Consider the following 10,749-nt stretch of genomic DNA (forward strand, 5'->3'; position numbering starts at 1 on the left):
CCGCATATAAAGGTTGTGTTCAACATGAAAAGGAAATTATCGCTTTTATTCATTATGCTGCTGCTCTGCTCCGGCATCCTGCTGTATTCGGAGCATGACGCAGATGCGGATGAGCTGACATTGTACAACGCAGAGCAAATTTACGAGCTTTCGCATCCTGCACTTTTTTATATCCGTATTCTGCGCAGTGATGATACCGTTGCGTCTGCCGGAACAGGGGTAACGATAACACCTGAGGGTACGGCGGTTACGGCCTACCATGTGATCAAGGATGCGGGGCGCATCGAAGGAACGTATCCGGATGGGCGTGTCGTCAGTCCGATTGAAGTTATCGGCTTCGACGAGGTCACCGATGCGGCGGTATTGAAGCTGCCTGCTCCGGGAGATCAGCCGTATCCTGCACTTACGATCCGGGAGACGGCCGTCAAATACGGGGAAAAAGTGTTTGCATTAGGTTACCCGATCAAAGATACGCCGATCATCACAGAAGGGATAATCAATGCTCCGAAGGCTGAAGTGAACGGCCGGGATCGCATCCTGACTTCCGCACAAATTGCCAGCGGTATGTCCGGCGGTCCTCTGCTGGATCAGCAGGGACGTCTGAGCGGCATTATCTCCGGCTCGCTGCGGACGATGAACAATATTCATCTTGTAGTGGATATGTCGGATGTACGCAAGCTGCTATCGGAAAATCAACAATAAATATAGTTAATACAAGCTTTGAGATTGAAGCGGTTTTTAATTAGAGGTCCCTTAGGGGGCCTCTTTTTTTTCGTCATTTCGCGATAAACCTATCTTGCATACGAAGCGAAGCGAATCTTACAAAAGCAAAATTTCCATACTTTTGTTTGATCAAGGCATCGCGCTCCCATAATGGTTATCATCCAATTAATTACAATATTTGTTAATTATTGTATAACTACTCTTTTCGAAAGTAAATCCGGTTTATGCAATGAGACAATCGGAAATCGGGTTCGCGGTCCGCAAAATTAGAGGCGGAAGAGACGACCATCCTGCCGTCCAGCCAAGATTATTTTTGAAGTGATTGGCAAATAATAACTATGTGCGAAAAGGAAGGGTGATCGAACACTATATCGTCCGACCGGCCACTTCGTTAGGTCACATGTGGCCTATGGAGCGGTGTTACAACCTGTATGCATCTGAAACGGAGGATCGTCCGGTGAAGGATAAATATGAATTTTTGCTAGACATGAAGCGGCTTGATTTCGAAATTAAAGAATTAAACGAATACTGCCGCCAGTGCTGCGGCTGCTACGAGCTGCTGCAGGACAAATTGGATCATTTGTGCCAATTCGTAACGTGCCAGGAAAATATGAAGCGGTGGTGCCGGTGGGGGAGCCATGCGGAAATTTGCAATCAATCGGAATGTTTGAGGGAAACTTCCGTGAGAGCGCTGTGCGATATGGAGAAATATCAGTCGAACTGCGTATGCAATAATGAGCTGGATGTCAGCCAGTACATATCCGCACTGTCTCACTCTGTCAAACAGGAGCTCGCTTTTTTCGGATTTACACCGGCATCGAAAGTATTGTTCATCGGCTCAGGCGCATTGCCGGTATCCGCGCTGACTATCGCCAAAGAGCTGGGAGCCCAAGTACTGTGCGTAGATATTGACCCGGAAGCGGTCGCTCTCGGTAAGCAAGTAGCCAAAGTATCGGGCCTGGATGCCATTGTCGCCTTCTCCGGCCAGAGCTTGAAGGAAATTCCTTTTGTGAAGGAAGCGACTCATATCGTTATCGCCTCGCTGGTTAAGAACAAGCTTGATGTCATCAACGAGGTGAAGGAAGCGATGAATGACTGCGCCAAAATTATTTTGCGATTCGGCAACGGTCTGAAATCGATCTTCAATTATCCGATGGAGCCGAATGTTCCGGGCGATTGGATGCAGACGATTATCAGTCAGAACCGTTCGATTTATGACACGATGATTTTGGAAAAAGTACAGTCCGTCAGTGTGCCTCTCGAAAACGAAGTAGGCATCGGCATCCGGGATGCGGTAGGATAAGATGCATTTGCGCTAAAAGTAAAAAAGGTCAGGTTCCCGCGCATATTGACGGGCCTGACCTTTTTGTATGTAAGCAGGAGCGCTGCTTACAAGGCTTTTTCCAAAATGACGTAGTCGATTCCTTCCTTTTGAAAACCATCGCCGGTCTCCTGAAGGCCGAATTTGCGGTACAAGCCGACCTTGGATGCCCGGGCATTGCACCAGATCGTGCGGGCTCCCCGCCGTTTGGCTTCATCCAGCGTAAATTGCAGCAGCCGGGTGCCGTACCCTTTGCCCTGCTCGTCCTGCAAAGTCGCAAATTTGCGGAATTGTGCGCGGTCTCCCTCGATAAAAAGCGAGATGACGGAGACGAGCTTGCCATTCGCAGCCAAACCGAAATGAAGCCCGGCAGAGTCGTCCTGCAGCTTCACGAAATCCAGGTCTTTGTCGGGCCACATGACCCGGTGCCGCAGCTCCCACACATCATTCAAGCTTACATGGCATACCTGTACCGCAGCGGCTTCATTTCCGTACAAGAAGCTTTCAACAGGACCGACATTCGGCTCCACCATCGACTCCGAATTATCGAAATACAGGAACGAGGAAGCGGGAATTCTCCACTGAATATCCCGGATCTGAAGCGACCGGCTGAACTCGGCCCAATGCTCCAGCTTCCAGACGTCCAATACGGAGCCTCTGGCTTCGATGCGGCGGCGGTAAAGCTCCTCATCCTTCAGATAGGCAAATACGACCTTGACCTCTACGTTGTGCAAGGACGCCCCGATTCGCCCCAGCTCCGTTTCGATCCAGGCGGGGTCCTCAGTTTCCTTCGTAAAAGGACCGACGACATAAACGTCCGTTCCGAGCTCCAGATTCTCCAGCGCGGCATCCATCGTGATGCGGTAGCCGAGATCTCTGCACAGCTTCTTATACATAGCGGAGTCCCGGTCATTCGGATCAAGTCCCGCCAGTGTCATCATGGCTTCCGCCGCGGGACGCAGCAGTGTATCCATATCGAAAAAAGCGGCCCCCCGCCGGGAAGAGAGCGCTTTGGCTAGCGTCGTCTTCCCGGCTCCGGCAGGGCCCAGGAAAAACACAAGTTTGCGCATAAGTACGTTCCCCCTTGCAAAGCCGGTCGTTCTAATCGCGGCGCAGCTCCTGCCAATAATAGCACAGCGTAGCAATGCCCTTGTCAAAATTCTCGAGATGGAAATGCTCGTTAGGCGCATGCATGTTCTCGCCTGGCAGACCGAAGTCCATCATGACGACTGGAGCCCCAAGTACCCGGGAAAACACTTCGACGATCGGTATGGAGCCGCCGCTGCGAATGTATACGGGATTTTTGCCGAACCCGGCTTCATACGAGCGGGCGGCGGCCCGGATATACGGATGCTCAGGCGATATGTAAAACGGCTTGCCGCGGTGGGTCTGCTGCACCTTGATCGTAACGCCGGCAGGCTTATGCTTCTCGATATGGGCTTCGATCCGCTTCATGATCTGATCCGGGTCCTGGTTGTCCACGAGTCGGCACGATATTTTTGCGCTCGCAGCAGAAGGTACGATAGGCTTCAGCCCTTCTCCCTGATAGCCGCCGTAAATGCCGTTGATCTCGAGCGTCGGTCTGGCCGTAGTCCGCTCCAGGAAGGAGAAGCCCCGCTCACCGGTCAGCTCGGGTACCTTAAGCTCCCGCGCTTGCTTCGCATCGTCGAATTGAAGCTCGCGGAACGCTGCACGCTCGGCTTCGCTCAATTCATTGACGCCGTCGTAGAAGCCGTCGATGGTGATATGGCCGTCGGCATCGCGCATCGAAGCCAGCAGATCAACGAGAGCGATAGCCGGATTGGCGACACCGCCGCCATACAAGCCGGAGTGCAGATCGTTCTTCGCCCCTTGAATGTCGATCTGAAAGCCGCATAAGCCCCTCAGCCCGTAGCAAATCGAAGGAACGCCTTCGTCATGCATCGGTCCGTCGGAGATCACGATGGCATCGGCCTTCAACCGTTCCGCCTGTGCCTGCAAAAATGCCGGCAGGCTTGGACTGGCGATTTCCTCCTCGCCCTCGATGCAAAACTTCACATTGACCGGAAGCTTGCCCACGGTTTGCAAATAGGCTTCTACGGTTTTGACGTGGGTAAACAGCTGGGCTTTGTCGTCGGTAGCCCCACGGCCGTACAGCTTGCCGTCTTGAATGACGGGCTCGAACGGAGGCGTGTTCCACTGCTCCAACGGATCGGCAGGCTGGACGTCATAATGCCCATAAATGAGCGCGGTAGGCTGGCCGGGAGCATGGAGCCAATCCCCGTACACGACGGGATGACCTGCCGTAGGAAGTACCTCTACGTTCTCGAGGCCTGCTTTGCGAAGCGCGTCGGCGAGCCATTCGGCGGCCCGGATCATATCCGGTTTATGCTCCGTGCTGGCGCTGATGCTGGGAATGCGGACAAAATCGATCAGCTCGGCCAAATGCCGTTCACGCTGATTTGTCAAATAGGTTTGAAGCGTTTGATCCATGAACGATCACCTCGTTTAATGAAAATAATGGTTTCTTATCCGATTTACATTCATGATACCATACTTTTATCACGGTACCGAATCAAGGACTTTTCGGAAGCGGACCGGCGTCCGAATGGCTTGAAAACGCTGTTTACGAGGAAGACGCATTTCATGTATGCTGGCTATACATAGAACGTGCTGCTCCGTTTGTCAGTCCCCGTGTATAAGCGCGAAATACAGAGAGGAAGTGCAGCAATTGGATTCCACCCCTAATCAAGAAAAATCATCCCAAGTCTTATCCGACTTATCCGATACGGCGGCCGGGATTGCTCAGAGCATCCGTACCTTAAATACGCTGTCCAAAGGACAAACCCTATTGGAGCTGCCTGCCGTTCCGGCGGGATATGAAGTGCAAATCCTAGCTTCCAGCAGAGAAGACGTCATTCCGAAGGATGCCCAGGTGTTCCCGGTTATCGGAACGGATACGACGGTGGAGCTTGTGCTGGAGGTATTGGAAGCAGCCAGCGGCGAAAAGGCGGCGACGGCTCCGATCACCGTCGTCGTGCCCGCCATCGAGCTTGCAGCCGCTGCGAATAAAACGGCGCTCCGTGAGGCGCTGGCCGAGGCGGAACGGCAGTACGCCGCAGCCGGCCCGCATGCGGCGCGGGATGTCACGACAGGCCCGTCACCGCTGGGGGAGCTTCATGCCGCCATAGAGTCCGCACGGGCGGTGAGCGAGGCGGCGGATGCGACGCAGGAGCAGGCGGACGCGTCGGCGGCAAAGCTGCATCAAGCGGTGACGGGCCTGCTGGTTTCGTTGTCGCGGTCGGCGAGTGACCGCGGAGATGCCGTTCTCGAGTCCGTGCGCTTGGATGCGGACCGGACGGTGCTGCACTTGGACAGCCTGGCGGTGCTGCGCTTGAGCGCGGCCATGAGCGACGGAAGCGCTGCCGATCTGAGCCGGGCGCAGGTACAATATACCGCGAGCAATTCCTCGGTCATCGCGTCCATTCGCCCAACGGCTGAGGGAGCGGAAGTACGTGCCGGAACGAAGCTGCATTCCGCGGGGACGGCCGTCGTGACAGCGATTGTCACTCTGGAAGGCGTGACGAGGACGGCGGAGGTCGCATTCGAGGTGCTTTTTGAGCCTGACCGGCCGTTCCGCCACGAGTATCACCAAACGCTGACGATGAAAATGTTCATGGCCGATCGTCACGGCAATGTATCGGCTACGTTCGAGCAGGCGCTGGATACGATCCGAAAGGTCGACCGCTTGACAAGAGGAATTCCCAAAATTATGTATTTGGTCGGCTGGCAGTTTGACGGCCATGATACCGGCTATCCGGCGCTGGATGTCGTGAATCCGAAGCTGAAGCGCGACGCTGACGCCAGAGCGGAAGACAGTCTGATTTGGCTTATGAAGAAAGCGAAACGCTATCATACGACAGTAAGCCTTCACATCAATCTGCTCGATGCGAGCGATTCGAGCCCGCTTTGGCAGGAATACATAGACAAGGACGTCATAGCGAGGCTGGAGGACGGCTCGCTTCGTACTTACGTTTGGGGTTATCCGATCAGCTATAAGCGGGAGTGGGAGGCCGGCCTGACGACAAGGAGAATCGACAGCCTGTTGGAGCTGCTCCCGATTCACGAGGCGGGAACCATACATGTCGATGCGTTCCATCAGATCATCCCGCAGCAGCAGATCGACCCGATCAGCCCTTATCACGGAGTTTCTACGGAGCAAGAAGTCGAGACCCAGAAGCAAATCATCCGTTATTTCCGGGACAAAGGAATCGATTTTACATCCGAATTCGATAAAAGCTACCGCCAGGATCCGTTGATCGGCCTGCAGCCTTTTGCCTGGCATGTCCGCTTTCAAAGCGATGAGCAGCTGACGGTGCCCGCCCGTTTATATATAGGAGGGGATGGAGGCGATCCTAGGTTCGGCTCTAGTATGCTGGGTGAGAGCTTGATGAAAAAGGACCCGGAGAAGCTGGCCGGCTTCACCCGCGATTTTGCGCTTCACACACTGCCTTGGTATTTCCTGAACCGGCTGGACAGGCTGGCCGATGAGAACGGTGCGATTGTTTTCTCGGACGGAGTCACAAGTGAAATCAAGGAGCAGTACCGGATCATCAAGCAGGGCGAGCGATTGCTTCGCGACGGGGATGATGTTTGTTTTCCGGTATTGTGGAATACGGAAGCGGAGGAATGGATGGCTTACAGCTTGAACGGCTGCACGGATAAGCTTTGGAAGCTTCCGGAGCGTTGGGGTACGGTGGCTGCCGCCTCCCTGTACGAGGTTGGATTAGAGGGCATCACTTCACTAGGTGAGCTGCCGGTGACCGAGGGTACGATCCAGTTGACGCTGCGTCAGGATCAGTGCGTCGTGTTTGTTCCGGCAGGAACGGAGCTTTCCTAAATTAAGACGGGATGCGGGCTCGTTCGGGACACCCGTCATTAGTCCGATTCTATGTGCTTATCGAAAATGAGTGCAAGAATTGTCAAGTTCTCCTTATCTGAGCATGTATTGTGTAGAACGTTTTTTTCCCGTTGCTGTACAATAAAGTGGCATGCAAAAGGTCGGATCCGGCTTACTATAGCGATTCCAAAGGAGCTTCATCATGACAAAGCAACAACATATCGGAGCGGGAGAAGCGGGCGGTTACGAGGAAGCCGTTCGCATCCCGGTTTTTCCCGACAAAACCTTTTACGTTACGGATTTCGGAGCGGTAGGAGATGGCGTGACAAGCAACACCCGGGCGTTTAACGAGGCGTTGGAGGCATGCTCCTCAGCAGGCGGCGGCACGGTCGTTATTCCCAAAGGGCTATGGCTGACCGGCCCGATCCAAATGCGCAGCAAGGTGAGGCTGCATGCCGAACGGGGAGCCTTGGTGACCTTCAGCCGCAATTTTGATGAGTATCCGCTCATCCGGAGCAATTACGAAGGCTTGAAGGCGATGCGGGTGATGCCGCCGATTTATGGAGAAAACTTGACCGATATTGCCATTACAGGTCCCGGTATTTTTGATGGCTCGGGAGAGGCATGGCGGCCTGTGAAGAAGTTCAAAATGAATGACCGCCAGTGGAAGGAAATTGTTTCCTCCGGCGGCTTTGACGATGGCAACGGCATGTGGTGGCCGACGAAAGAAGCGAGCGAGGGAAGAGAGGTCACGGAGGCGCTGCAAGCCGAAGGAGTGACGGATTTATCCCGTTATGAACCGTACAAAGTGTATTTGCGTCCTGTGTTGTTAGGCTTTACAAGCTGCAATGGCGTTCTTTTGGACGGGCCGACGTTTCAAAATTCGGGAAGCTGGTGTCTGCATCCGCGCTTGTGTGAGCATGTGACGATCCGTCATGTCACCGTCCGCAATCCATGGCATTCGGTTAACGGCGACGGGCTGGATCTGGATTCCTGCCGATATGCGAACATTCATGATTGTTCGTTTGACGTTGGAGACGACGCGATTTGTCTGAAATCGGGCAAAAATGAACAGGGCCGTCGCATCGGCGTCCCGACCGAGTACGTAACGATCCGCGACTGCACGGTATATCACGGGCACGGCGGGTTTACCGTAGGCAGCGAGATGTCCGGAGGCGTCCGCCATGTGGAAGTGCGGGACTGCACGTTCATCGGGACGGATAACGGACTTCGGTTCAAAAGCACCCGCGGACGCGGAGGCGTAGTCGAGGACATCCGGGTATCGAACGTGTGGATGAAGGATATCGTCCACAGTGCCATCGTATTCGACATGTACTATGAGATCCGCCAGGAATATGCCGAAATGGTTCCCGTATCGGAAGAGACGCCGATTTTCAGAAACATTCGGATTCAGGATACATACTGCACGGGCGCGAAAAAAGGGATTTTCCTCCGCGGCCTTCCCGAGATGCCGCTCGATCGTCTGACGTTCGAAAGAGTGACGGTCAGCGCCGATGAAGGAATTACCTGCATCGATGCTCAGCAGATTGTGTTTCGTGAGGTGCAGGTTCATGCCAAAAGCCTTCCTGCTTACACGGAGCGCAGCTGCAGCGATATCCGGTTTATCGGTGCCGACGGGGAAGAAGTCCGGGTGCCGCAACATCCCACAGCCTAAAGGAGACTTGAGACATGAAGGTGAGCAAGCAAGAGAAGCCGGTATGGTATGCCGATCTGGGCGACGGGACGTTCCGCAATCCGATCCTGTACGCCGATTATTCGGATCCGGACGTCATCCGCGTTGGAGAAGATTTTTACATGACAGCCTCGAGCTTCAACAGCGTGCCCGGGCTGCCTATCCTGCACTCCAAGGATTTGGTGAATTGGACGCTGATCGGCCATGCGATTCAGGAGCTGCCTGAAGGCTACGAGGGAGTTAGGCACGGCGACGGGGTATGGGCACCTAGCATCCGTCATCATGACGGGAAGTTCTGGATTTATTTCGGCGCCCCGGACGAGGGAATCTTCATGACGACCGCCGTCGATCCTGCGGGTCCTTGGACTCCGCTCCATCTGGTGAAGGAGGTCAAGGGCTGGATCGATACTTGCCCGTTCTGGGACGAGGACGGACAGGCGTATATGGTGAATGCCTTTGCCAAAAGCCGCTGCGGCATCAAAAGCAAGCTGCAAATTTGCCGGATGAGCCCGGACGGCACGTCTTTGCTGGATGAGGGGCAGCTTGTGTTCGACGGAACGGAGCATCATCCGACCATCGAAGGACCCAAATTGTATAAACGCAACGGATACTATTATATATTTGCTCCGGCTGGCGGCGTTCCGGTCGGCTGGCAGACGATTCTACGCTCGAAGCATATTTTCGGGCCGTATGAAGACCGCATTGTGCTGCATCAAGGCGATTCCATTGTCAACGGGCCTCATCAAGGGGGATATATCGAGCTGGAATCGGGCGAATCTTGGTTTCTGCACTTCCAGGACCGCGAAGCCTACGGGCGGATCGTCCATTTGCAGCCGATGGGCTGGGAGAACGACTGGCCGGTAATGGGCATCGATACGAACGGAGACGGCATCGGCGAGCCTGTGCTGACGCATAAAAAGCCGAATGTAGGCCGTGAGTATCCGTTCGCCGTTCCCGCTACGAGCGACGAGTTCGAGGAGAACGCACTCGGGCTGCAATGGCAGTGGCAGACGAATCCGCTGCCGGAATGGCATTCGCTTGATGCTCGCCCGAGCCATCTGCGGTTGTTTGCACAGCCGCTGCCGGAAGGCGTGACCACCTTCTACGATGCGCGGAACGTGCTGTGCCAGAAGTTCCCGGCACCGGAATTTATTGCGACGGCCAAGCTGGAGCTTACGTCTGGACGCGGACAAGAACGGGCCGGCCTGACCGTGTTCGGCCACGATTACCGCTACCTCGCATGGGAATCGTCCGCGGAAGGAGCGCGGCTTGTCTTCGTGAAGGGCTTCGGCAAGAAGGAGACCACTTCGGAGGAGGTAGAAGCCGCCGTAGCGCTGCCTGCATCCGTGCGTGATGTGTATTTGCGGGTGAGCGTCGTACTGGAAGCGGTGTGCAGGTTCCAGTACAGCCTGGACGGTGAAACGTACCAAACGATCGGCGAGCCGTTCGAGGCGGTTCCGGGCCACTGGGTCGGCGCTAAGCTCGGCCTGTTCTGCATCGAGCAAGCGCCGGCAGACGGTGGAGAGCGGGGCTATGCCGATTTCGACTGGTTCCGTATCGAGTAGAGTTTTGGCGGAAGCCGATGCGATACAAGGGGGAGTTGTACCGCCTCGATGATCGGTGGCTCATCGAATTGTTGCGCCTAGCCAATCACCGTTGGTCGCTGAGGCCAATTCAATGGGGTTGCACTGCGAAAATCGTGACGGGTTTGGGGGAATCGCGATTGGTGGAACAGAGTACGACCAGCTATTGAACGCACACTCAGATGGTTGCTGATGGCGATTTCGATACGGGTACAGCGAAAATCACGGCGAGGCTTGCTGTTAGCTGCGAATGGCGATGTGGATAACGAGTGTTTATTGAACCAAGGAGTATCGTCCGGCATGTTTATGCAGATACAGAGTGCCGAATAGGTTGCACGTTGAAAAAGTGATCTGTGCGGATCGCAATCGTACTAGTTTGCTCTGACCGAGCAAATAATTGCGCTCCGGACATAGGATCCGCTATTCGGCGATATCAGGCCGAAACGGCATGCTCGCGGCCACATGTTCCGTTATTTCGCTCAAAAAGCCTCCGAACTCGGCTCATTTTAGAAGAATAACGGATCTCCTGTCCGCAAGGACGCCGAAATGC

7 protein-coding genes and 1 pseudogene are annotated in these 10,749 nt (G+C 54.6%); 5 read left to right on the plus strand and 3 right to left on the minus strand.

What is annotated here, in order from left to right; all coding sequences use genetic code 11:
* Positions 1 to 24: 24 nt before the first annotated feature.
* Complete coding sequence (locus tag ACFQ88_RS26705; protein WP_379458847.1) at positions 25 to 702, plus strand: S1 family peptidase; 678 nt, start codon at positions 25 to 27, stop codon at positions 700 to 702.
* Between the two features lie 478 nt (positions 703 to 1,180).
* On the plus strand, positions 1,181 to 2,026 hold the full coding sequence (locus ACFQ88_RS26710; protein WP_379458849.1) for an SAM-dependent methyltransferase: 846 nt from the start codon (positions 1,181 to 1,183) through the stop codon (positions 2,024 to 2,026).
* 86 nt (positions 2,027 to 2,112) lie between these two features.
* On the opposite strand, the gene ACFQ88_RS26715 is transcribed toward ACFQ88_RS26710, so the two are convergent.
* The 3 genes and pseudogenes from ACFQ88_RS26715 to ACFQ88_RS26725 form a co-directional block, all read right to left on the minus strand.
* The gene (locus tag ACFQ88_RS26715) at positions 2,113 to 2,487 is read right to left on the minus strand and encodes a GNAT family N-acetyltransferase (protein WP_379458871.1); all 375 of its coding nucleotides are present in this window, start codon (positions 2,485 to 2,487) and stop codon (positions 2,113 to 2,115) included.
* 45 nt (positions 2,488 to 2,532) lie between these two features.
* A pseudogene (locus ACFQ88_RS26720) lies at positions 2,533 to 3,114 on the minus strand (P-loop nucleotide/nucleoside kinase family protein); the annotation flags it as partial.
* Between the two features lie 31 nt (positions 3,115 to 3,145).
* Positions 3,146 to 4,516: a dipeptidase gene (locus ACFQ88_RS26725; protein ID WP_379458851.1), complete on the minus strand. Its 1,371-nt coding sequence runs from the start codon at positions 4,514 to 4,516 to the stop codon at positions 3,146 to 3,148.
* Between the two features lie 238 nt (positions 4,517 to 4,754).
* Between ACFQ88_RS26725 and ACFQ88_RS26730 the strand changes: the two genes are divergently transcribed.
* The 3 genes from ACFQ88_RS26730 (at position 4,755) to ACFQ88_RS26740 (ending at position 10,181) form a co-directional block, all read left to right on the plus strand.
* Positions 4,755 to 6,923, plus strand: coding sequence for an endo-alpha-N-acetylgalactosaminidase family protein (locus tag ACFQ88_RS26730; protein ID WP_379458853.1), 2,169 nt, complete (start codon positions 4,755 to 4,757; stop codon positions 6,921 to 6,923).
* A gap of 202 nt (positions 6,924 to 7,125) precedes the next feature.
* Complete coding sequence (locus tag ACFQ88_RS26735; RefSeq protein WP_379458855.1) at positions 7,126 to 8,598, plus strand: glycoside hydrolase family 28 protein; 1,473 nt, start codon at positions 7,126 to 7,128, stop codon at positions 8,596 to 8,598.
* 14 nt (positions 8,599 to 8,612) lie between these two features.
* Positions 8,613 to 10,181, plus strand: coding sequence for a glycoside hydrolase family 43 protein (locus ACFQ88_RS26740; RefSeq protein WP_379458857.1), 1,569 nt, complete (start codon positions 8,613 to 8,615; stop codon positions 10,179 to 10,181).
* Positions 10,182 to 10,749: the final 568 nt, after the last annotated feature.

Source organism: Paenibacillus sp. NPDC056579, assembly GCF_042793215.1.
Lineage (GTDB): Bacteria > Bacillota > Bacilli > Paenibacillales > NBRC-103111 > Paenibacillus_S.

Bases quoted from the DNA above. Each gene is read 5' to 3' on its own strand.
- ACFQ88_RS26705 (WP_379458847.1), top strand. From the start codon at position 25: ATGAAAAGGAAATTATCGCTTTTATTCATTATGCTGCTGCTCTGCTCC.
- ACFQ88_RS26725 (WP_379458851.1), bottom strand. From the start codon at position 4,516: ATGGATCAAACGCTTCAAACCTATTTGACAAATCAGCGTGAACGGCAT.
- ACFQ88_RS26735 (WP_379458855.1), top strand. From the start codon at position 7,126: ATGACAAAGCAACAACATATCGGAGCGGGAGAAGCGGGCGGTTACGAG.
- ACFQ88_RS26740 (WP_379458857.1), top strand. From the start codon at position 8,613: ATGAAGGTGAGCAAGCAAGAGAAGCCGGTATGGTATGCCGATCTGGGC.